The organism is Actinophytocola sp. NPDC049390 (assembly GCF_044466355.1).
Classification (GTDB): domain Bacteria; phylum Actinomycetota; class Actinomycetes; order Mycobacteriales; family Pseudonocardiaceae; genus Actinophytocola.
In genome coordinates, this window is the sequence record NZ_JBITMQ010000013.1 from 105,597 (window position 1) to 127,183 (window position 21,587).

The following is a 21,587-nucleotide window of genomic DNA, read 5'->3' on the forward strand; positions in this document are numbered from 1 at the left end:
GTGCGTCTCGTGATCGCTCGCTGCCAGGTCGACTACGCGGGCAGGTTGACCGCCCACCTGCCCATGGCCACCCGTCTGTTGCTGGTGAAGGCCGACGGCTCGGTGTCCGTGCACTCGGACGACCGGGCGTACAAGCCGCTCAACTGGATGAGCCCACCGTGCTGGCTCACCGAGGACGACGGCACCTGGACGGTGTCGAACAAGGCGGGTGAGAAGCTGGTCATCACCCTCGACGAGGTCCTGCACGACAGCGCCCACGAGCTGGGTGCGGAACCGGGCCTCGTCAAGGACGGCGTGGAGGCCCACCTCCAGGAGCTGCTGGCGGAACACATCACCACTTTGGGTGACGGGTACTCGCTCGTCCGCCGCGAGTACATGACCGCCATCGGCCCGGTCGACATCCTCTGCCGCGACGCCGTCGGCGCCACGGTGGCCGTGGAGATCAAACGCCGAGGCGAGATCGACGGCGTCGAGCAGCTGACCAGGTACCTCGAACTGCTGAACCGCGACCCGCTGCTGGCCCCGGTGCAGGGCGTGTTCGCCGCCCAGCTGATCAAACCCCAGGCCCGCACCCTCGCCGAGGACCGGGGCATCCGCTGCGTAACCCTCGACTACGACGCCCTACGAGGCATCGAGTCGGACGAGTTCCGCCTGTTCTGAGCCGCGTCGCGGGTGATTTCCCGGAAACGCCACGCGGGCTGACGGCGATGGGCATCCGAGGGGCGCAACGCTCGCGGAGGCCGCTGATGGAGTACCGGATAGAGGTCGATGACGCCGTCGCCCGGCGTCGGCAAGTGGTCGTCTCCGATGCGCCTGGGAAGATCCACATCGCCCCACCGCCCGGCGCGGGGTTCATCCTCACGGCAGATGAGGCCGATCTGCTGGACCTCGCGATCATCGCGGCGTACCGGAGAGCCGTGGCCGAGTGAGCGACGAGATCGACCGTGAGTTGATCGGGATCTTCGAGTTCCGCAAGGGTGCCGCCGACCGCCTCGCGGAGCTGGGGCCCTCTGCGTTCGACCGGGTCCTCCACCTCTACCACAGCACCGACATCCCGCCTCGGCTCTCCGAGCTGGGCGGGCAGCTGGGGCGGCAGTGCGTGGACCTGTGGGCGGAAGCGATAGCCGCGGTCGCGCGGGCCAATCCCGGGAAGTACCTCGACTGGCTGACCGGACGGCAACCGTCCACCCTGGACCTCGTGCTCCTCGGCGACGTCGACGACGCGCGAGCCTCCACTGTGCTCAGAGCCGCGCTCGATCACCCGGAGTGGCTGCATCGCCACCATGCGCAAGAGTCCCTGGTCAGGCGGGGTGAGTGGCCCTGATTCGGGTGTTCCCCGCATGTGCTCGAACTCCGGTGGCTACGGTGCACGTGTGAGGGGAAGCCTTGTCGTAGTGTCCGCGGTCGCCGCCGTCGTGCTCGCCGGGTGTGGCGAGGCGGTGGACACCGCCAAGCAGACCTTTCCGCGCAGCACGGTGCCCGCGGGCCAGCTGGACCCCGGGACGTCGACCGGCAAGCCGAAGACCAACGACCCGACGTTCTCCAACGAGCAACTGCGCAAGCTGGACCCGTGTGCCCTGCTGAGCAGGGACCTCCTGGCCCCGCTCGGCAAGCCGGCCGACAACCGGATGCAGGACTTCAGCAGCTGCTCCAACTACATGGAGGACAAGGACGGCAAGGACCTCAACATCACGATCTACGTCGGCGACACGCTCAACGGCGCCACCGACGCGGACGAGAACATCGGCGGCCTGCCCGCCTACGAGAGCGAGCTGGACGACGGCACGGCCTGCTTCGTCAGCGCCGTCACCTCCACCAACCCGAACCAGGGCCTGCGCGTGCAGGTCGGCGGTGAGGGCGAGGAGCTGTGCGCCACCGGCCGCACGGTCCTCACCGGCATCATCACCATGATCCGGGAGGACCCGCCGGAGCGGAGCGAGAAGTCCGGCTCCATCGCGAGCGTCGACCCGTGCGGCCTGCTGGACCCCGACGAGCTCAAGACCGTGGTCAAGGTCGACACCGAGGTCGAGCCGTACTCCCTGCACTGGTGCAACTGGAGCAAGGACAGCCTCAACGTCGCCGTGTGGTTCCGCACCGGGTACGACCCGAAGGACGACACCGTCGACCCCGGCGCACCGGTCGACCTGGGCAACAAGATCACCGGATACCAGGCCCCGTCGGACGGCCACACCTCCTGCCGGATCGAGTGGCGGCACCGCTCCACCGGTGAGGACGGCGCGGACGAGATCGTCGAGGTCTCCTTCGACAACAAGGACACGCCGAAGGACAACGGCTGCTCGACCGCGGCGGCGGTGGCGAAACTGCTGATTCCCGCACTGCCCAAGCCGTGAACATGCTTCAATTTCGCCGGCACGGGGAACAAGCACGGCGCTAGGGCGTGATGGTGTTGGCAGTTCTGCCTCGGGTGTTGGCGGTCCTCGCGGTGGTGCTGGTCTCCGCGTGCACCTCGCGCGTCGGCGGTCTGCCGGTCGCCGCGACCACGGTCCCGGACGAGCTGACGTCGGAGGCCGCGTTCGAGGACCTGACGACGGTCGCGCCGTGTTCGCTGACCGACCCGGAGGCGTTCGCCGAGTACGGCACGCCCGAGTTCGCGACCCCCGAGTCGTTCGACTACTGCGCGATCCGGATCAACACCGACGGCGACGCCGACGTGCTGATCTCCGTCGGCGCGTTCGGGGTGCTCTCCGCCCAGCCCGAGATCGAGGGCAACCGTGTGAAGGACGTCGAGCCGGGGATGTGGGTCGGCCAGCAGAACGACAGCTCGTCGTTCTGCTCGCAGCTGCTCGTGTTCCCCGACGGGGTGACCATGCAGGTGGCCGGCACCGTGTACGACGGGTCCGCCGACACGTGCCCGATGGTCGACACCGGCATGGAGTGGGCGATCGACGTCATCCTCGACGGCGACGTCGAGCACCGCGACCCCCAGAACGACTCGCTGATCACGGTCGACCCGTGCTCGCTCGTCGGCGACGGCGACATCGCGGCGATCCCCGGTCTCGACGGGGTGAACCGGCCGGACGACTACCCCGGCAAGCACACGTGCTTCTGGGAGCAGCGCCCCGACTCGCCGGTGACCGTGCGGGTGGAGTTCGGCGCCGGGCCGGAGCCCGCGGTGTACGGCGACGCCAAGGAGGGCCTGGTCGCGGGCAGGCAGACGGTGACGAGCCAGTACCGCGAGATCAACGGGCACGACTACTGCGCGGTCGAGACCGGGCACCTCCCGTTCACCGAGATCGAGAGCGAGGACGTGGTCGAGGTGGCCAGCGTCTACGTCCGGATGCCCACCGGACAGGTCACCAAGGCGTGCGCCGCGGCGACCGCCGTCGCCGAGCTCGTGTGGTCCGAACTGCCCGATGCCTGAGCGGTGCCCCTGACCGATACAGGCCGGTGAGCTGGGCCACGGCCAGGCTGCCGCCTTTGTTACTGGCAGGTAGTGTCCGAGTTCGCTGCTCTGGTCGCGGACTGCGGAGGTGCACGGTGGCACGGGATATCCAGCGCGTCGGAGTCGTCGGTCTCGGCACGATGGGTGCCGGCATCGCCGAGGTGGTGGCCAGGACGGGACGTCACGTGGTCGGCGTCGAGGTCGACGAGGCGGCTGTCGCGCGGGCGCGTGAGCACATCGAGCACTCCACCGAGCGCGCCCGGGCGGGCGGCAAGCTGGACGCGGCCGAGCGGGACGCGCTGCTGTCGCGGATCACGTACACGACGAGCCTGAAGGACCTGGCCGACGTCGACCTGGTCGTGGAGGCCATCCCGGAGAGCCTGGAGCTGAAGGCCCAGGTGTTCACCGAACTGGAGCAGGTCTGCCGGCCGGACGTGATCCTCGCGTCGAACACGTCGTCGTTGTCGGTCACCGAGATCGGTGTCCACACGGGACGGCCGGGCAAGGTCGTCGGCCTGCACTTCTTCAACCCGGCGCCGGTGCTGAAGCTGGTGGAGATCGTGCGCACCGTGGTCACCGAGCCGGACGTGATCGCGGACGTCGAGGAGTTCGCGCGTGAGCTGGGCAAGGAGCCGGTGGTCATCGGCGACCGGGCCGGGTTCATCGCGAACGCGCTGCTGTTCGGTTACCTCAACCACGCGGTGTCGATGTACGAGTCGCGCTACGCCACGCGCGAGGACCTCGACGCGGCGATGCGCTTCGGCTGCGGTTACCCGATGGGGCCGTTGGCGCTGCTGGACCTCATCGGTCTCGACACCGCGTACGAGATCCTCGAGACGATGTACCGCCAGTCCCGCAACAGGTTGCACGCGCCGTCGCCGATCCTGAAGCAGATGATCACCGCGGGCCTGCTCGGCAGGAAGTCCGGCCGCGGTTTCTACACCTACGACGGCATCGACTCCCCGGTCGTGGTGTCCGATGTGGACACGCCGGGCGCGGCCGGTTCCTCTTCTGTGGCACGGGATGTGCGCCGCGTCGGCGTGGTCGGCACCGGCACCATGGCGACCGGGATCGCGGAGGTGTTCGCGAAGAAGGGTTTCGACGTCGTGCTGCGTGCCCGCACGGCCGAGAAGGCGTCGGCGGCGACCGCCGCGGTCGGGAAGTCGTTGGACCGTCAGGTGACGAAGGGGCGACTGTCCGAAGAGGACCGGGACGCCGTGCTGGCGCGGATCGCCGGGGTCACGTCGTTCGACGACCTGGCGGACTGCGACCTGGTCGTCGAGGCGGTCGCGGAGGAGCTGGCGGTCAAGCGGACCGTGTTCGAGGCGCTGGACAAGGCGGTGAAGCCGGGCGCGATCCTCGCGACCACCACGTCGTCACTGCCGGTGATCGAGTGTGCGGCGGCGACGTCGCGACCGGCGGACGTCGTCGGCCTGCACTTCTTCAACCCGGCGCCGGTGATGAAGCTGGTCGAGGTGGTCGCGACGATCTCCACCGCGGACGACGTGGTGGCGACGGCGGACGCGTTGTGCCGCCAGGTCGGCAAGCACCCGGTGCACTGCGCCGACCGGGCGGGCTTCATCGTCAACGCGCTGCTGTTCCCGTACCTGAACGACGCGGTGAAGATGCTCGAGGCCCACTACGCGGACGCGGACGCCATCGACACGGCGATGAAGGTCGGCTGCGGACTGCCGATGGGGCCGTTCGAGCTGCTGGACGTGGTCGGGCTGGACGTGTCGCTGGCGATCGAGCGCACCCTGTACTACGAGTTCCGCGACGCCGGGTTCGCCCCGGCGCCGCTGCTGGAACACCTGGTCACGGCGGGCCGTCTGGGCCGCAAGACCGGCAAGGGCTTCCGCGACTACCGCTAGTGAGGGCGTCAGCCGCAGCCGCACGAGCCGCCGCAGCAGCCACCGCCGCCACCCATGGGTGCCGCCGCGCCGTCACCGCCCGTGGTCACGGCCACCATGGACAGCAGTTTCACGGTGTTGTCGTGGCCCTCGGGGCAGGAGGCCGGGTCGGACGACTCACTCATCGAGCGGCGGACCTCGAAGGTCGTCGCACAGTCCTTGCAGCGGTATTCGTATGTCGGCACGGCGACCATTCTGCCCTGCCGCTACCGTGAGGTCCCGTGCCTCGTCGTAACCGTGACCGCCGCGTGCCGCGTGCCGAGCCGCGCCCGCTGGGCACGGCGGGCTGGCAGCGTGCCGAGTCGGGCGACGACGGCGAGTGGCTGGTGCGGAACGTGAGCGCCACCCAGGCGACGAAGACCTACCGGTGCCCCGGCTGCGACCACGAGATCCAGCCCGGCGTCGCGCACGTCGTCGTCTGGCCCGCCGACGACGTGGGGTCCGTCGCGGACCGGCGGCACTGGCACCTCGGGTGCTGGCAGGCCCGCGGCCGCAGAAGGCCGACACGAAAACGTTAGGAATTCCGCGCCGAAGGTGTCGAACCGGCGCGTTCTGGTTCGACGTGTCTGTGTAAGGCCCAGCACAGACAGGAGAGACCGATGTCGCACCCCCTCGGCGCCCTCGCGGACAACCTGACCGCCTACGCCATCTACGCCACCGCCCAGTCCGAGATGCGCCGCGCCTACGCCCTGATCGACGCAGGCGACCTCGACGCCGCCGCCAACGAGGTCGAGTCCGCCGCCCACGCCGCCGAGGTACTGGCGAAGGCCTCAACGGAACTGGACCGCATCGCCCACTGGCGCCGAGTAGCCACCGCCCGCCAACACTTCGTCGACCAGCTGAAAGCCGAACAGGTCGCAGCCTGATGCCCCCGAACACCGCGAGTCGCGCCCCCGAACACCGCGAGTCGCGCGCCCAGACACCGCGAGTCGCGCGCCCAGGCACACCGAGTTGTACGTTTCGTGCACACACGACCTGCACGAAACTGCCAACTCGGTATGCGCGGGCGCGCGACTCGCGATGTGTGTGCGCGCGACTCGCTGTGTGTGGGGGCGCGACTCGCGGTTAGTGGGGGAAGGAGGTTGCTGCGGCCAGGAAGGCGTCGTTCTCTGGTTGGAGGCCGATTGTGGCTCGTGCGCCTTCGCCCGCGAACGCGCGGATGACGACCTTCTGGTCCAGGCAGTGCTCGTTGAACTCGGCGGTCCGCGCACCCAGCGGTAGCCACACGAAGTTCGCCTGCGACGACGGCACGTCGTAGCCCATCTCCACCAGGGCCTCGTGCACGCGGGTGCGTTCCTTCGTCACCTCGGCGCACCGCTCCAGCAGCTCGGGCGTCGCCGCCATGGCCGCGATGCCGGCTGCCTGCGCGACCCGGTTCACCGAGAACGGGATCCCGACCTTCCGCACCCCGGACGCCACGTCCGGGGACGCGACGAGGAAGCCCAGGCGGATGCCGGCCAGCGCGTAGGCCTTGGAGAACGTCCGCAGCACGGCCACGTTCTGCCGGTCCAGGAAGGTGAAGCCGTCGGGCACGTCGGGGTCGGTCACAAACTCGCGGTACGCCTCGTCCAGCACGACCAGCACGTTGTCGGGGACGCGGTCGAGGAAGTCGGTGAGCTCGGCGGTCCGCAGCGCGGTGCCGGTCGGGTTGTTCGGGTTCGACACGAACATCAGGCGTGTGCGGTCGGTGACCGCGGCGAGCATGCCCTCGAGGTCGAGGCCCTGGTCGGGCGTCAGCGGCACCTTCACGCCGGCGGCCATCGCGATCTGCGTGACGATCGGGTACGCCTCGAACGACCGCCAGCCGAACACGACCTCGTCACCCGGCTCGCACGTGGCCTGCACGAGCTGCTGGCACAGGCTCACCGAGCCGCAGCCGACCGCGAGCCGCGGCCGGTCGAGACCGAAGTGCTCGGCGGTCTTGTCGAGCAGGTCGTCGGCGCCCATCGCGGGGTAGCGGTTGACGTCGGCGGCCGCGTCGGCGATGGCGGCGAGGATGGCCGCGGGCGGCGGGCCGGACAGCTCGTTGCTGGAGAGGATGACGGCCCCGGGCACCTTCCGGCCGGCGATGTAGTCGGGCAGGGAGGCGAGGTCGGCTCTGACGGTCACTGGCATGGCCGCATCATTCATCCGGGTGCTGAAAGAAGCAACACAATGTGCCCTGGAACCACGCCCGCCGGATCTCGGTGAACCCGAGCTTGAGCGCGACCCGCTGGGCGGGCACGTTCGGCGTCGGCGTGATGATCAGTATCGGCAGGCCGGGGAGGACGCGGCGCCCCCATTCCGTGGCGGCCGTGACCATCTCGGGCGCGTAGCCGCGGCCCCAGTGGTCGGGGAAGAGGCGGTAGAACACGTTCAGGTACGGTCCGTCATCGCCGTAGGAGAGCTGCAGGCCGCCGAACCCGATCAGCTCACCGCTGCCGGCCAGCTCGATCGACCAGTAGCCGAAGCCGAACTCGGCCCAATGGTCGAGCCAGGCGGAGAACAGCTGCCGCGACTCACCAGGGGAGCTGACGCCCTCGGGACGGTGGCGGACCACGTCCGGGTTGGCGTGGATGGCGATCATGGCGTCTACGTCGTCGGGGGCCACCTTGCGTAACAGCAGCCGTTCGGTGGGGACCCATTCCGGTCTGTCGCCGTCCGCAACCTGCGTCACCTCACCGATGCTAACCATGGTCACGGACCGGGTGCGCCCGGTCACTCCAGCCAGCGGGCCACCGCGCCGGTGAACTCCTCCGGGACCTCCAGCGGCGGCAGGTGGCCCGCGCCCGACAGCACCACCACCTCCGCCTTCGGCATCAACGCCGCCAACGCCTCCGCTTCGTCCGCCGGGATCAACGTGTCCTGTTCGCCACGCACGATGAGTGTCGGCACGTCCGCCTGACGCAGAGCCTCGGACGAGTCCGGACGAACGGCCATCGCGCGCTGGGCCCAGGCGATCGCCGCGCCGTCCTGGTCCGAGATCAGCGCGCGTACCGTGTCCACGACCTCCGGACGGCGTTCCACCGTCTCCGTGCCAAGGAGCGTCGGCAGCACCGTGTCGGGGACGAACGCAGGGCCTTCCTCCTCGATGCGGGACGCCATGGCGTGACGGTTGGCCCGGCCCGCCTCCCCGTCCGCGGTCGCCCTCGTCGAGACCAGGACCAGGCCCGCCACCTGTTCCGGTGCCTGTTTCAGCATGGCCATCGCCACGTAGCCGCCCATCGAGCAGCCGCCCAGGACTGCCCGGCGGCCGTCCAGCCGGCCGAGCACGTCGGCCGCGACCGTCGCCAGGTCCGGTTCGTCCGCACCCAATGGGGTACCACCGAAACCGCGTTGCGTCGGGGTGATCAGCTCCACGTGCTCGGCGATCCCGCCGCGCACCCCGTCCCACATCCGGTGGTCCAGCGGGAAGGCGTGGAGCAGCACAAGCGGCGTGTCGGGGAAGCGCATGGGTCCATCCAAACAGGTCAGCGCCTGCGCCGCCGACCTTTCCTGCGGGGCGTGGTCGCCTCGTCGTCCGGTTCGAGGGGGATGTGCGGCGCCTCGTCCTCGTCGTCCAGGAGGCCCAGGACCTCGGCCGCGACGCGTTGGGCGGACTCGGCGAGCGACGTGCCCTCCTCGCCCGCGCGTCGCAGCGCCGCCGAGCGGAGGCGGGCGTAGCCGCGGACGGACACCGGGCGGCGGGTCCGCACCGTGTAGCCCTGGTCCGCCCTGAGCGCCTCCGCCATCTCCACGTCCACCAGCACCGTGCCGGGACGGGCGACCGACGTCAGCCTCGCCGCGATGTTGACCACCGAGCCGTAGATGTCACCGAACCGGCTGAGCACCCGCCCGTACGCGAGACCGGCCCGCAGTGACGGCACGCCGTCCTCCTTCTCGGCGCGGTCGAGGAGGTCCAACGCGATCTCGGCGCCGTCCGACGGGGAGTCCGCCACGAACAGCACCTCGTCGCCGAGCATCTTCACGATGCGGCCGTGGTTCTCGGCGACGATGTCGGCGGCCAGGGTCTCGAACCGGTCGACGACCGCGACCAGTTCCGCCTCGCTGGAGCGGCGGGTCAGGGTCGTGAACCCGACCATGTCGGCGAACCCCACGACCTGGCGGCGTTCGTCCAGCTCCTCGTCGGAGGTGACGAGCATGCGGACCGAGTTCGCGGCCAGGTGGCGCCGCCACACGTAGTCCTGCAGCGCCTCCAGCTCCGGGGTGAGGTGCTCGACGAGCCGGGCCAGCTGGCGTTCGTCCGCGCCGATCTCCGGGTTGGCGGCGAGAACACCGCGCAGCAGGTGGACCTGCGACTCGGCAAGGCGGGACATGTGCTGGCCGATCATGCGTGCGGTCGCCGTCGCGATCGACGGGTCGACGATGCCGCCGCGGATCAGCTCGCTCGTGATCCGCAGCGCGCGGACGTCACCGTCGGTGAAGACCGCCGCGTCGTCGTCCTGCGTGGCGAAGCCCAGCGCCCGCCACAGGGCCTGCGAGCGCTCCGGCGGCACACCGGTGAGCTGGGCGACCTCAGCGCGCGTGTACTGACGGCTCCCGCCGAGGAGGATGCGCTCGATGCGTTGCTGGAGCGCCTCTTCGTCGGTCACGGTTTCTCGCTCCGCAAGCTCCGCGACGTCACGTCGTGTGGACGATGAGCACGTCCACGCCGGACTTGCGTGCGGCCTCCGAGGGCACCGAACCGAGGAGCCGGCCCGCCAGAGAGTTCAGGCCGCGGTTGCCGACCACCAGCAGGTCCGCCGCGCGCTCCTTGACGACCTTGGTGAGCGTCGGGACCGGCTCACCGTCGACCACCACGGTGTCGATCTTCGTCGCGCCCTGCTTCTTCGCGCGCTCGGCCGCGGTGCGCACCGACTCCTCCGCCGGAGACGAGCCGACGACCTGGTACGCGACGTCCGAACCCAGCTCGTCCTGGGCACGGTCGACGTCGTCCTGGCGGGCGGGGTGGTAGGCGCAGGCGATGACGAGGGTGGCGTCCGCGTCCGCCGCGATCCGGGCGGCCCGGTCCACCGCGCGGTAGGAGGAGTCGGAGCCGTCCGTGCCGACGACCACGGTCTGGTAAGCCGTCATGTGTCCCTCCGTGTTAGCTACTCGCGCGTAAACCTACCGTGGTCGAGCACGACTTCGCACGACCCGCGACGACCGATTTCCGCCGGACTCCGCGGCCGGCGCGGGCCAGGCTCGACGTCATGAGCGGATACACGATCACAGCGTTGACGGTCCGGGGTGACGGGGTCGCGGCGACGGCCGAGGGCGGGGAGCCGCTGCGCTGCTGCCTGCGGGACGCGAACGCGGGGGAGGACCTCGTCCTGTTCAACTACGCGCCGCCGCTGCCCGACGGGTCGCCCTACCAGGAGCGTGGGGCGGTGTTCACGCACGCCGGCCCGTGCGCCGGGCCGGAGTCCGACGGCTATCCCACCCAGTGGGTGGGACGCCCGCAGGTGCTGCGGGCCTACGACGCGCGGGGGTGGATCCACCCGGCCACCCGCGTGCACGACGGCACCGATCCCGACGCCGTCATCGCGTCCGTGCTGGCACACCCGGAGGTCGTCGAGGTGCACAGCAGGAACGTGGCCTACGGGTGCTACATGTTCACGATCACCCGGTGACTACTCGCCGATGTCCTCGTACCAGAGGTCCGGGTGGGCGGCGATGAACTCGGTCATCAGCGCCACGCACGTCTCGTCGTCGGCGATCTCGACCTCCACGCCGTGCTCGGCGAGCCAGTCGTGGCCGCCGTGGAACGTGGTCGCCTCGCCGACGACGACCTTGGGGATGCCGAACTGGCGCACCAGGCCACTGCAGTACCAGCAGGGTGACAGCGTCGTCACCATGATCGTGTCCCGGTAGTGCCTTCTGCGGCCCGCGTTGCGGAACGCGTTCGTCTCGGCGTGCATGGACGGGTCGCCGTCCTGCACGCGGCGGTTGTGGCCACGGCCGAGCAGCTCCCCGTCCGCGGTGAACAGGGCTGCCCCGATGGGGATGCCGCCCTCCGCCAAACCCTGCCTGGCCTCCTCGATCGCCGTGGCGAGGAGACCGCTCACCGGGAGATGCGCCTCGTCTTCGCCTCCGCGACGTCCGGTGGGACCGGGGGCGCGTCCGGGGCGCCGCCCGTCTCCCACTTCTCCCTGGGCGGGCCGGGCATCGGGTTGCGGTCGCGCGGAGCCGGGGTCGGCTTCGCGGCCGCCTCCGCGGCCTCGGCCAGTTCCTCGGGCAGCGGCTCGAAGGCGGGTACGGCGTTGTCGAGGTAGGCGTGCGCGTCGACGACCAGCTCGCGGGCCGCCGTGAGCTGGTCGGCGACCTTCGCGCGGAGCTTGCGCAGCGCCGCCACGCGCTGTGCGGCGTGGTTGATGCGGCGGTTCGACTCCTCGGTCGCCTCGCGGACCCGGCGGTTCGCCTCGTCCGTCGCCTCCTGCAGACGCGCGGTCGCCTCCGTCATCGCCTCGTGGCGGCGGCGGTTGGCCTCCTCGGTGGCCTCGCGGACCCGGCGCTCGGCCTCGGACTTCGACGTCGCCTCCTGCTCGGCCAGCGCGCGCATCGAGTCCGTGCGCCGCGAGGCCATCGCGATCTCGAAGTCCTCCTCGACCTGCGTGCGCCGCGCCTGCGCGGCGATGTCGGCGGCCTCCGCCTCGGTGCGTGCCCGCTCGGCGATCTCCTCGGCCTGCTTGCGCGCGGCCGTCAGAACGCCGCGGTGCTCCTCCTCCATGGCGATGCGCCGCGCGTCGAGATCCTTGAGCTGCCGCTCGTACCTGCCGCGCAGCTCGTCGGCCTCGGCCTGCGCCTTCGCCCTGGTGTGGTCGGCCTCGGCGATCGCCTTGGCGCGCATCTCCTCGCACTCTTCCTGTGTGAGGCGCAACATCCGCTGCAGGCGCTCCGACAGACCCTCCAGGGTCGTCGGCGGCTGCGCCAACCGCTCGACCTGCTTGTGCAGGTCGTCGATCGTGGTGCGGGCCAGTTCGAGCTGGGACGTGAGCTCGGCAGCCTGCGCCGCCGCCGCGTTGCGGTCGGCTGCGAGGATCTTCAGCTGGCTGTCCAGCTGCTCGAGGTGCTCTTCGACCTGCATCCGACTGTAGCCGCGCTTGGTGATGTCGAAGCCGGCTCCCAGCGGTACAAGATCACGTTCTTCACCCAGCGCCATGGGCCCCACGCTACCTTGCTTGGCGCGACAGGATGGGTCAGACGCCGCGGAACCGGTTGATGGCCGAAAGATGTTGCTCTCGCAACTCGGGATTCCGCACTCCGAGGCCCTCTTCCGGCGCGAGGCACAGCACACCGACCTTGCCCTGGTGCGTGTTCTTGTGCACGTCGTAGGCCGCCTGCCCGGTCTCCTCCAGTGCGTACACACCGGACAGTGTCGGGTGGATCTTTCCCTTGGCGATCAACCGGTTGGCCTCCCACGCCTCCCGGTAGTTCGCGAAGTGCGAACCGATGATGTTCTTCAGGTTCATCCACAGGTACCGGTTGTCGTACTGGTGCATGAACCCGCTCGTCGACGCACAGGTGACGATTGTGCCGCCCTTGCGGGCCACATAGACACTCGCGCCGAAGGTTTCCTTGCCGGGGTGCTCGAACACGATGTCCGGGTCCTCACCGCCGGTCAGCTCGCGGATGCGTGCGCCGAAACGCTTCCACTCCTTGGGGTCCTGCGTGTTCTCGTCCTTCCAGAACCGGTAGCCCTCCGCGTTGCGGTCGATGATCAGCTCGGCGCCCATCTTCCGGCAGATCTCCGCCTTCTGCGGGCTCGACACCACGCACACCGGGGTCGCGCCGCCGTTCAGCGCGAACTGCGTCGCGTACGAGCCGAGACCGCCGGAGGCGCCCCAGATGAGCACCGTGTCGCCCTGCTTCATGCCGGCGCCGTTGCGGGAGACCAGCTGCCGGTAGGCGGTCGAGTTGACCAGGCCGGGACAGGCGGCCTCCTCCCACGACAGGTGCGCGGGCTTGGGCATCAGCTGGTTGGACTTGACGAGCGCCAGCTCGGCGAGCCCGCCGAAGTTCGTCTCGAAGCCCCAGATGCGCTGCTCGGGGTCGAGCATCGTGTCGGCGTGGCCGTCCGGGTGCTCCAGCTCGACGTTGAGGCAGTGCGCGACGACCTCGTCGCCGGGCTGCCACGCGTTCACACCGGGGCCGGTGCGCAGCACGACGCCGGCGAGGTCGGAACCGACCACGTGGTAGGGCTGGTCGTGGCGCTTGGCCAGGGGAGAGGTCTTGCCGTAGCGGCGCAGGAAGCCGAAGGTGTCCATCGGCTCGAAGATCGACGTCCACACCGTGTTGTAGTTGATGGCGCTCGCCATGACGGCGACCAGCGCCTCACCGGGGCCCAGCTCCGGGGTGGGCACCTCGTCCACGTGCAGCGACTCACGGGGGTCCTTGTCGGCGTGCTCGCGCCCGGCGAACATCTCGACCTCGTCGGCGTGCACCGTCACACCGCGGTACGACTCCGGCACCGGCATCGTGCCGACGGAGGCCATGTCACCTGCGAGGATGGCGTCGAGAATCTTCTGCATGCCCATCGACGCTACCGGCCAGTAACGTTTCAGAAGAACCCTGGCGAGAGGTGGGTCACTCGGTGGTGTGGGCCCGCCACACGTCGATATGGAGTTGTGACACACGAGTCGTCGGCAGACGTTTGACCGGGCGGCCAACCAAGGCGCAGTATCGGGGCAGAGGCTCTCACTGACACGGAGGTGGTCTCGATGGCAGATTCCGCGGTTCGGCCGTGGACCAGGCCGCACGACTGGGCGGAGGTCGTCCTGGGTGTCGTGGCGTTGCTGTCGTTCCTGTGGATGGACACGAACGACGCCGCGATGTGGACGATGATCGTGCTCGGCGCGCTCGTCGCCCTCGACGGGCTGGCCTCACTGGCCATGCCGGGCATGATCTACGGCGAGGGGATCCAGGTGGTCCTCGGCGTGCTCATGTTCATCTCGCCATGGGTGATCGGGTACACCGAGTTCACCGGTATGTCCTGGTCGTCCTGGATCATCGGCGCCCTGACGGTGATCGCGGGTGCCGCCGCGCTCCCGGTCGCCCAGCACGCGCACCGGTCCGGCGTCGCCGGGCAACACTGAGCAGCACCAACGCGCGGTCCGCACGTCGCCCGTTCCCGGGTTACGTTGTGGACCGCGCCGTTTTGTTTCGTTCCGGAGGCACCAGGTGATGCGCAGAGGCAAGAAGGCGGACGGATCCGACGGGTCCGACCCGTCCGCGCGGGAGCGCATCCTGGCCGCGGCCGAGGAACTGTTCGCGGAGTCCGGTTTCGACGCGACACCGACCTCGAAGATCGCCGTGCTCGCGCGGGTGCCCAAGGGGCTCGTGCACTACTACTTCTCCAAGAAGCAGGACCTGCTGACCGCTCTCGTGGCCCGGCTGCCGGACCAGCGCATCGAGCCGAGGTCGGTGGTCGTGCCGGGTGACGTGGCGGCGTCGCTGCGGCGTCTCGTCGCGGAGCTGGACGCACGGAACCGGGCGTCCACGCTGCTGTCGCACCTGCTGTGGCGAGAGGCGGACACGCACCCGTCGGTCAAGGCGGCGCTGCAGGAGCGGTTCTCGACGGTGGTGGAACAGGTCCGCGCCGTCATCCAGGCGGCGAGCACCGGCCCCCTACCCCCGACCCAGGTGGAGACGGCCTCAAGCCTGCTGGCCCTCGCGGTGAGCTACCGCCACTCGGTGGCCCGCCACGACGACCCAACGGAGACAAACCCAATCGACCGAGAAGTCGACTTCATAGCAGGCGCACTAACAGCAACCGCCCCAACCCACTAACCCCCGCGAGTCACGCCCCCAAACCCCGCGAGTCACGCGCTCAGCCATGGCGAGTCGCGCGCTCAGACACCGCGAGTCGCGCGCTCAGACACCGCGAGTTGTGTGTTTCGTGCCGATCTTGATCGCGGGATGTGCACGAAATCGACAACTCGGTGCGCGTGGGAACGCGACTCGCTGTGCCTGGGGGCGCGACTCGCTGTGCCTGGGCGCGCGACTCGCTATGTCTGGGGGCGCGACTCGCGGTTACTTTGCTGGTTGGACTAGTTCGACCAGTACGCCGCCGGTGTCCTTCGGGTGGACGAAGTTGGCTTTGCTGTTCGCCGTGCCGGTGATCGCTGTTTCGTACAGGACTCGCATGCCCTTCGCGCGCAGGATCTTTTCCGCCGCCTCGATGTCCGTTACGCGGTAGGCGACCTGTTGGACGCCCGGGCCCTTGTTGTCGATGAACTTGCCGATCGTGGAGTCCGGGGAGAGCGGAGCGAGGAGTTGCACCGCGGAGCCGGTGCCGTCGTCGCCGGGGGCGCGCATCATCGCCTCCTTGGTGCCCTGGCCCTCGTTCACCTCGACGTGGGTCAGTTCGAGGCCGAGCGTGTCGCGGTAGAAGGCGATCGCTCGGTCGAGGTCGGGCACGGCCACGCCCACGTGGTCAATGGCCGTGACGAGGCCAGCCAATCCGTCCATCCACCGACCATACGACGCCTGATCGATCCCGTGACCTGCGGCTGTGCGAGTCCTCACACAGTCGAGGGCTCCTTTTGCTACCAACGGGTAAGGTCGAGAACCGACCCGATTTTTGGAGGCACGCAGTGTCTGGATCCGTCATCGTCGCCGGGGCCCGCACCCCTATCGGCCGGCTGCTCGGCTCCCTCAAGGACTTCACCGGAGCGCAGCTCGGCGGTATCGCCATCAAGGCCGCGCTGGAACGTGCCGGGGTCGCTCCCGAGCAGGTCGAGTACACGATCATGGGTCAGGTCCTGACCGCGGGCGCGGGCCAGATCCCCGCCCGCCAGGCCGCCGTCGCCGCGGGCATCCCGATGGACGTGCCGGCACTGACCATCAACAAGGTCTGCCTGTCCGGCCTGGACGCGATCGCACTCGCCGACCAGCTGATCCGCGCGGGCGAGTTCGAGATCGTGGTCGCGGGTGGCCAGGAGTCGATGACCCAGGCGCCGCACCTGCTGGCCAAGTCGCGGTCCGGCTTCAAGTACGGCGACGTCACCATGCTCGACCACATGGCCCACGACGGCCTGTTCTGCGCCTTCGACCAGGTCGCGATGGGTGCCTCGACCGAGAAGTACAACTCCCGCTACGGCGTGACCCGCGAGGCGCAGGACGACTTCTCCGCCCGTTCCCACCAGCGCGCGGCCGCGGCCATCTCCGAGGGCCGGTTCGCCGACGAGATCGCGCCGGTGACGATCCCGCAGCGCAAGGGCGACCCGGTCGTGTTCGACACCGACGAGGGCGTGCGGGGCGACACCACCGCCGAGGGCCTCGCCAAGCTGCGTGCCGCGTTCGCGAGCGACGGCACGATCACGGCCGGGTCCGCGTCGCAGATCTCCGACGGCGCCGCCGCGGTCGTGGTGATGAGCAAGGCCAAGGCCGAGGAGCTGGGCCTGTCGTGGCTCGCCGAGATCGGCGCGCACGGCGTGGTCGCCGGCCCGGACGCGAGCCTGCACGAGCAGCCGTCCAACGCGATCAAGGCCGCACTCGCCAAGGCGAAGCTGTCGGCGTCCGACCTGGACCTGGTGGAGATCAACGAGGCGTTCGCCGCGGTCGGCCTGGTGTCCACGGAGAAGCTCGGCGTCAGCGAGGACATCGTCAACGTCGACGGCGGTGCGATCGCGCTCGGCCACCCGATCGGCGCGTCCGGCGCCCGGCTGGTCGTGCACCTGGCGTACGAGCTGAAGCGCCGCGGTGGCGGCCTCGGCGCGGCCGCGCTGTGCGGCGGTGGCGGCCAGGGCGACGCACTCTTGTTGCGTGTCTAACGTATTCGACCTCGTTGACCAGGCGCGCGACGGCCAGGCACGGGCGGTCGCGCGCCTGATCTCGCTCGTCGAGGACGACAGCCCGCACCTGCGGTCGGTCGCGGCGGCGCTGTCCCCGCTGACCGGCCGCGCACGGGTGCTGGGGCTGACCGGCCCGCCCGGGGTCGGCAAGTCGACGGCCACGTCGATGCTCGTGTCCGCGTTCCGTGAGCGCGGCCTGCGGGTGGGTGTGCTGGCGATCGACCCGTCGTCGCCCTTCTCCGGCGGAGCGCTGCTCGGCGACCGCATTCGCATGCACAGCCACACGGTCGACCCCGGCGTGTACATCCGCTCGATGGCGACCCGCGGCGCGCTCGGCGGTCTGGCGACGGCCACCCCGCAGGCGGTGCGCGTGCTCGACGCGGCCGGGTTCGACGTGGTGCTGATCGAGACCGTCGGCGTCGGTCAGTCCGAAGTGGACATCGTGGCGCTCGCGGACACCACGGTGGTGTTGCTCGCCCCGGGCATGGGCGACGGCATCCAGGCCGCGAAGGCGGGCATCCTCGAGGTGGCCGACGTGTTCGTGGTCAACAAGGCGGACCGGGACGGGGCCGAGGCGACCGTCCGCGACGTGAAGCACGCCATGTCGTTGGGCAGGCGCGAGCTGGGGCCGTCGTGGCGACAGCCGATCGTGCGCACGGTCGCGTCGGCGGGCGAGGGCGTGGACGAACTGGTGGCCGCGCTGGACAGCCACCACGACTGGCTCGTCGCGCGCGGCGAGCTGGAGGCCCGCCGCGTGCGCCGCGCCGAGCGGGAGATCGAGGCGATCGCGGTGACGGCGCTGCGAGCCCGGCTCGGCGGCGTGCGGGGCGGCGAGGCGCTGTCCCGGCTGGCGAAGCAGGTGGCGGCAGGGGAGACGGACCCGTACACGGCGGCCGACCAGCTCACCGAAACGCTCTGACTCCGTCGGTGGGCCCGGTTACCATCCCGCGCGTGACGATGCCGCCAGGGGGCCCACACGCTCAGCCGCCGTACGGGCCACCACCGCCCGGCCATCCGGCGCCACCCGGCCACGGGCCGGGTTACCCCGCGTCCCCGGGACCGGGCGGCTACGGCCAGCCGAGCATGCCCGGGACGTTCGGTCCTCCAGGGACGCCGCCCGGTGCGGCTGGGCCGCAGGCTTTCGGCCACCCGGGGGCTTCGGCCGGTGGGGTGGCCGGTTCGCAGGCTTTCGGCCACCCGGGGATGCAGCCTGGTGGGGCGTTTGGTCAGCCGGGGACGCTGTCCGGCGGGGGCACGCCGGGTGCTCCGGGGCCGGGTGGCTTCGAGAATCCCGGGATGCCGCCTGGTGGGGTGGCTGGTCCGCAGGTTCTCGGTCAGTCGGGGGCGCTCGTCGGTGGCGGCGTGGTGGGTGCTCCGGGGCCGGGCGGCTTCGGCCAGCTGGGGATGTCGCCTGGTGGGGTGGCTGCCGGTTCGCAGGCGTTTGGCCAGCCGGGGACGCCGCCTGGTGGGGTGGCTGGTTCGCAGGTTCTCGGTCAGTCGGGGGCGCTCGTCGGTGGCGGCGTGGTGGGTGCTCCGGGGCCGGGCGGCTTCGGCCAGCTGGGGATGCCGCCCGGTGGGATGGGTGCGGGTCCGCAGGCGTTCGGGCAGTCCGGGATGCCGCGCGGCGCGTCGGGATTCGGGCAGCCGGAGATGACCGGGCCTCATGCCCAGCCGTCCGGAGGGTTGGCCGCGATCGGGTTCGGGCCGCAGACCGGGCCACACCCACAGCCCGCGTTCGGACCCGGGCCGGGCGGGGCGCCGGTCGTCGTCGACGTCGGGAAGACCAACGGTCGCAAGGCGACCGTCGGGGCGGTGGTCGCCGGGGCGATCGGGTTGCTCGCGGTCGTCTCCGGGCTTGCCGGGGCGGTCGACGGTGGCGGGGGCGCCACGGCGATCGCGATCGTCATCGGGTGTCTGTTCCTCGTCCTGCCGGTCGGGTTGATCGTCCGCAGGGACAAGATCTTCCGGCCGCACCGGCTGATCTTCGAGCCGGCCGGGCTGCGGTGGGACGACCCGCGGGGCGCGCCGTGGGCGGTGCCGTGGTCGGAGCTGGCGGCCGTGTCGATCTCCAAGCACGGCGCCGCGCAGGTCGGGCCGGAGTCGGTGCAGGACAAGCTCGTCGGGGCCGCGTCCGACAAGGTCCTGGGGGAGCGGGCGCACGTGCGGCTCGACATCTACCCCGCCGACCCGTCGTTCGCCGTGCGGCACCCCGAGATGGCGCACCTCTGGGAACGGCAGGGCGTGAAGAACGGCTACCGGCTTCCGCTGGGCAGCAACGTCAAGTTCATCCCCGTCATCGCGAGCGCCATGGGGCGCTTCGCCCCGGGTATCTACCGCGGCGTGAACGCGACCGAGGGCTTCATGGGCCCTGAGTTGATTGTGACGCTCGTCACTTAACAAGCGGCCGATTAACGCGATTTCACATTCGGTTGCGAGCATGTGCCGTCTCCTCATCCCCGGAAGGCTTGCATGGTCGCGGAACTCGCCGGTCGCGGCGCGAAAACCCCTGTCGCGCCGACGGCCGACAGAACGGCGTCCGGGCGGAAGTTCCGCCCAGAGCTGCAGGGGCTGCGTGCGCTCGCGGTTGTCCTCGTCGTCGTCTATCACGTGTGGCTCGACCGCGTGTCCGGCGGCGTCGACGTCTTCATCATGATCTCCGGTTTCCTGCTCACCGGCCAGTTGACGCGTGCCGTGGGCAAGGGCCGGGTCGAGTTCCGGCCGCTCTGGGGCCGGATGATCAAGCGGCTGTTCCCGGCCGCGCTGACGGTGCTCGTCGCCGTGATGGCGGTCAGCGTCGTCGTGCTGCCGGAGCCGCGCTGGTTCCAGACGATCCGCGAGGTCGTCGCGGCCGCGCTCTACTTCGAGAACTGGCAGCTCGCCGCCGACTCCGTCGACTACTTCGCCCAGAACAACGGCCAGAGCGCCGTCCAGCACTTCTGGTCGCTGTCGATCCAGGGGCAGCTGTTCCTCGCCTGGCCGCTGCTGATCGTGCTGGTCGGCCTGCTCGCGCGCCGCTTCGGCGGCGGGCTGCGCACGTGGGTCGCCGCCACCCTCGTGCTCGTCGGCGCGGCGTCGCTCACCTACTCCGTCCACCTGACGTCGGTGAACCAGCCGCTCGCGTACTTCCACTCGTTCACCCGCGTCTGGGAGTTCGTGCTCGGCGGCCTGCTCGCGTTGTTCATCGACTCGATCGCGTTGCCGCGCGTGGTGCGGATCGTGCTCGGGTGGGCCGGTGTCGCCGCGCTCGTCAGCTGCGGCCTGCTGCTGCAGGTCGGCACCGTCTTCCCGGGCTACGCGGCGCTGTGGCCGACGCTCGCCGCCGCCCTGGTGCTGCTCGCGGGCGCCACCGACAGCAGCGTGGGCGCCGACCGGTTCCTCAGTTCCCGCCCGCTGCGCTACATCGGCGACATCAGCTACTCGCTGTACCTCTGGCACTGGCCGGTGCTGATCTTCTACCTGGCCTACCGGGACATGCCGAGGGTCGGCATCAAGGGCGGCGCGGTGATCATCACCGCGTCGTTCGTGCTGGCCGTGCTCACGCACCGGTTCGTCGAGACACCCGCCCGCAACTCCCGCATCGGCGAGCCGAAGGGCTGGGGCGCCTACCGGTTCGGCGTCGTGCTGCTGGTGCCGGTGCTCGCGCTGGCGGGCACGTGGCACTACGTCACGAAGGAGCGCGCCGACTTCGCGTTCTCCATCGACGACCCCGACCACCCCGGCGCCGCCGCCCGCTACCCGGGTTTCCGCTACCAGGGCGCGGCGGACGTGGAGCCGTTGCCGCCACCGGTCGCGATCCCGGACGACTGGGGCTCGGTGGCGGGCATGGACTGCGAGACCGCGCCCGACAGGAAGGGCTCCATGTGCACCACCAAGGTCACCGGCACCCCGGCCAAGCGGGTGGTGGCGATCGGTGACTCGCACATGCAGCAGTTCGTGCCCGCGCTGCGGCCGTTCGCGGAGGAGCGGAACTGGGCGCTGACCGTGTTCCTGCGCGGCGCGTGCCCGTTCTCCACCGACACCTACATGGGGGCGGGCAAGGTCTGTGCCGACTGGAACGCCTACGTGCTCGAGCGGGTGCTGGAATCGAAACCGGACGCGGTGATCGTCCAGGCGACCCGGGACGCCCGGGTCGGGCTGACCGAGGTGACGCCGCCGGGCTACGTGGCGCAGTGGCGGGCGCTGACCGACGCGGGCATCCCGGTGGTGGCCATGCGGGACACGCCGCGCCACTCGTTCGACCCGCCCGCCTGCGCGAAGGCCAACGGCGTCGACGCGCCGGAGTGCGCGTCGCCGCGGCTGGAGATGTTCTCGCCGACGCCGCCGTGGACGAAGGCGCCCGATGTCCCGGCCGCCGTGAAGTTCGTGGACTTCACGGACTACCTCTGCGAGGACACGACCTGCCCGCCGGTGATCGGCAACATCTGGGTGTACCGCGACTTCAACCACCCGACGGCGACGTACATGCGCTCGTTGTCCCCGATCGTGGAGGAGCAGGTGATCGCGGCGCTGGGCTGGTGACCG

Annotated in this window: 25 protein-coding genes; 15 read left to right on the forward strand and 10 right to left on the reverse strand. The window is 70.4% G+C overall.

The features are described 5' to 3' along the window. From nucS to ACIBVP_RS32025, 6 genes are all read left to right on the forward strand, one after another. Complete coding sequence (gene nucS, locus ACIBVP_RS32000) at positions 1-660, forward strand: endonuclease NucS (protein ID WP_396110128.1); 660 nt, start codon at positions 1-3, stop codon at positions 658-660. Between the two features lie 86 nt (positions 661-746). Next, entirely contained in the window at positions 747-929 is a 183-nt protein-coding gene (locus tag ACIBVP_RS32005; RefSeq protein ID WP_396110129.1) for a hypothetical protein, read from the forward strand. After that, a complete protein-coding gene (locus ACIBVP_RS32010; protein WP_396110130.1) occupies positions 926-1,324 on the forward strand; it encodes a hypothetical protein in 399 nt (132 codons plus the stop codon). Before ACIBVP_RS32005 ends, ACIBVP_RS32010 begins: the two co-directional genes overlap by 4 nt. Before the next feature lie 49 nt (positions 1,325-1,373). Further along, positions 1,374-2,351 carry a hypothetical protein gene (locus ACIBVP_RS32015; RefSeq protein WP_396110131.1) on the forward strand — a complete coding sequence of 326 codons (978 nt, stop codon included), beginning with the start codon at positions 1,374-1,376 and terminating at the stop codon, positions 2,349-2,351. A 56-nt stretch (positions 2,352-2,407) separates the two neighbouring features. Further along, a complete protein-coding gene (locus ACIBVP_RS32020) occupies positions 2,408-3,382 on the forward strand; it encodes a hypothetical protein (RefSeq protein ID WP_396110132.1) in 975 nt (324 codons plus the stop codon). Positions 3,383-3,498: 116 nt separating this feature from the next. Then, positions 3,499-5,274: a 3-hydroxyacyl-CoA dehydrogenase family protein gene (locus ACIBVP_RS32025; protein WP_396110133.1), complete on the forward strand. Its 1,776-nt coding sequence runs from the start codon at positions 3,499-3,501 to the stop codon at positions 5,272-5,274. An 8-nt stretch (positions 5,275-5,282) separates the two neighbouring features. Here the strand turns inward: ACIBVP_RS32025 and ACIBVP_RS32030 are convergent, their stop codons facing one another. Then, the gene (locus ACIBVP_RS32030) at positions 5,283-5,498 is read right to left on the reverse strand and encodes a zinc ribbon domain-containing protein (RefSeq protein ID WP_396110134.1); all 216 of its coding nucleotides are present in this window, start codon (positions 5,496-5,498) and stop codon (positions 5,283-5,285) included. A gap of 36 nt (positions 5,499-5,534) precedes the next feature. Between ACIBVP_RS32030 and ACIBVP_RS32035 the strand changes: the two genes are divergently transcribed. Together ACIBVP_RS32035 and ACIBVP_RS32040 are read left to right on the forward strand one after the other, a co-directional pair. Continuing rightward, a complete protein-coding gene (locus tag ACIBVP_RS32035; protein WP_396110135.1) occupies positions 5,535-5,831 on the forward strand; it encodes a hypothetical protein in 297 nt (98 codons plus the stop codon). 81 nt (positions 5,832-5,912) lie between these two features. Next, positions 5,913-6,179, forward strand: a complete 267-nt coding sequence (locus tag ACIBVP_RS32040; RefSeq protein ID WP_396110136.1) for a hypothetical protein — start codon at positions 5,913-5,915, stop codon at positions 6,177-6,179. 199 nt (positions 6,180-6,378) lie between these two features. Here the strand turns inward: ACIBVP_RS32040 and ACIBVP_RS32045 are convergent, their stop codons facing one another. From ACIBVP_RS32045 to ACIBVP_RS32065, 5 genes are read right to left on the reverse strand one after another with little or no spacing between them, the layout of a single operon-like run. Then, positions 6,379-7,428: a histidinol-phosphate transaminase gene (locus tag ACIBVP_RS32045; protein WP_396110137.1), complete on the reverse strand. Its 1,050-nt coding sequence runs from the start codon at positions 7,426-7,428 to the stop codon at positions 6,379-6,381. Between the two features lie 7 nt (positions 7,429-7,435). Beyond that, positions 7,436-7,969, reverse strand: a complete 534-nt coding sequence (locus ACIBVP_RS32050; RefSeq protein ID WP_396110138.1) for a GNAT family N-acetyltransferase — start codon at positions 7,967-7,969, stop codon at positions 7,436-7,438. A gap of 41 nt (positions 7,970-8,010) precedes the next feature. After that, positions 8,011-8,745 (reverse strand): alpha/beta fold hydrolase, encoded by a 735-nt coding sequence (locus ACIBVP_RS32055; RefSeq protein WP_396110139.1) that lies wholly within the window; start codon positions 8,743-8,745, stop codon positions 8,011-8,013. A 17-nt stretch (positions 8,746-8,762) separates the two neighbouring features. Continuing rightward, positions 8,763-9,884: an adenylate/guanylate cyclase domain-containing protein gene (locus ACIBVP_RS32060; RefSeq protein WP_396110140.1), complete on the reverse strand. Its 1,122-nt coding sequence runs from the start codon at positions 9,882-9,884 to the stop codon at positions 8,763-8,765. A 28-nt stretch (positions 9,885-9,912) separates the two neighbouring features. Continuing rightward, positions 9,913-10,365 carry a universal stress protein gene (locus tag ACIBVP_RS32065; protein WP_396110141.1) on the reverse strand — a complete coding sequence of 151 codons (453 nt, stop codon included), beginning with the start codon at positions 10,363-10,365 and terminating at the stop codon, positions 9,913-9,915. 119 nt (positions 10,366-10,484) lie between these two features. On the opposite strand from ACIBVP_RS32065, the gene ACIBVP_RS32070 reads away from it, so the two are divergent. Further along, positions 10,485-10,904: a DUF1203 domain-containing protein gene (locus ACIBVP_RS32070; protein WP_396110142.1), complete on the forward strand. Its 420-nt coding sequence runs from the start codon at positions 10,485-10,487 to the stop codon at positions 10,902-10,904. Here ACIBVP_RS32070 and ACIBVP_RS32075 read toward each other — a convergent pair whose 3' ends face one another. Genes ACIBVP_RS32075 through ccrA form a run of 3 tightly spaced genes read right to left on the reverse strand, consistent with a single transcriptional unit; the run spans position 10,905 to position 13,802 of the window. Further along, positions 10,905-11,339 carry a nucleoside deaminase gene (locus ACIBVP_RS32075; RefSeq protein ID WP_396110143.1) on the reverse strand — a complete coding sequence of 145 codons (435 nt, stop codon included), beginning with the start codon at positions 11,337-11,339 and terminating at the stop codon, positions 10,905-10,907. Then, positions 11,336-12,433, reverse strand: a complete 1,098-nt coding sequence (locus ACIBVP_RS32080) for a chromosome segregation protein (protein ID WP_396110144.1) — start codon at positions 12,431-12,433, stop codon at positions 11,336-11,338. The genes ACIBVP_RS32075 and ACIBVP_RS32080 overlap by 4 nt, the downstream gene beginning before the upstream one ends. Positions 12,434-12,470: 37 nt before the next feature. Further along, positions 12,471-13,802, reverse strand: a complete 1,332-nt coding sequence (gene ccrA / locus ACIBVP_RS32085; RefSeq protein ID WP_396110145.1) for a crotonyl-CoA carboxylase/reductase — start codon at positions 13,800-13,802, stop codon at positions 12,471-12,473. Between the two features lie 189 nt (positions 13,803-13,991). Between ccrA and ACIBVP_RS32090 the strand changes: the two genes are divergently transcribed. Both ACIBVP_RS32090 and ACIBVP_RS32095 read left to right on the forward strand, forming a co-directional pair. Further along, entirely contained in the window at positions 13,992-14,366 is a 375-nt protein-coding gene (locus ACIBVP_RS32090) for an SPW repeat protein (protein WP_396110147.1), read from the forward strand. Positions 14,367-14,454: 88 nt separating this feature from the next. Continuing rightward, positions 14,455-15,060, forward strand: a complete 606-nt coding sequence (locus ACIBVP_RS32095; RefSeq protein ID WP_396110380.1) for a TetR/AcrR family transcriptional regulator — start codon at positions 14,455-14,457, stop codon at positions 15,058-15,060. A gap of 243 nt (positions 15,061-15,303) precedes the next feature. Here ACIBVP_RS32095 and mce read toward each other — a convergent pair whose 3' ends face one another. Beyond that, positions 15,304-15,741 (reverse strand): methylmalonyl-CoA epimerase, encoded by a 438-nt coding sequence (gene mce / locus ACIBVP_RS32100; protein WP_396110148.1) that lies wholly within the window; start codon positions 15,739-15,741, stop codon positions 15,304-15,306. 125 nt (positions 15,742-15,866) lie between these two features. Between mce and ACIBVP_RS32105 the strand changes: the two genes are divergently transcribed. From ACIBVP_RS32105 to ACIBVP_RS32120, 4 genes are all read left to right on the forward strand, one after another. Continuing rightward, positions 15,867-17,045 carry an acetyl-CoA C-acetyltransferase gene (locus ACIBVP_RS32105; RefSeq protein WP_396110149.1) on the forward strand — a complete coding sequence of 393 codons (1,179 nt, stop codon included), beginning with the start codon at positions 15,867-15,869 and terminating at the stop codon, positions 17,043-17,045. Then, positions 17,038-17,985, forward strand: a complete 948-nt coding sequence (gene meaB, locus ACIBVP_RS32110; RefSeq protein ID WP_396110151.1) for a methylmalonyl Co-A mutase-associated GTPase MeaB — start codon at positions 17,038-17,040, stop codon at positions 17,983-17,985. Before ACIBVP_RS32105 ends, meaB begins: the two co-directional genes overlap by 8 nt. 551 nt (positions 17,986-18,536) lie before the next feature. Next, a complete protein-coding gene (locus ACIBVP_RS32115) occupies positions 18,537-19,463 on the forward strand; it encodes a hypothetical protein (protein ID WP_396110152.1) in 927 nt (308 codons plus the stop codon). 72 nt (positions 19,464-19,535) lie between these two features. Continuing rightward, the gene (locus ACIBVP_RS32120; RefSeq protein ID WP_396110153.1) at positions 19,536-21,584 is read left to right on the forward strand and encodes an acyltransferase family protein; all 2,049 of its coding nucleotides are present in this window, start codon (positions 19,536-19,538) and stop codon (positions 21,582-21,584) included. Positions 21,585-21,587 lie beyond the last annotated feature (3 nt).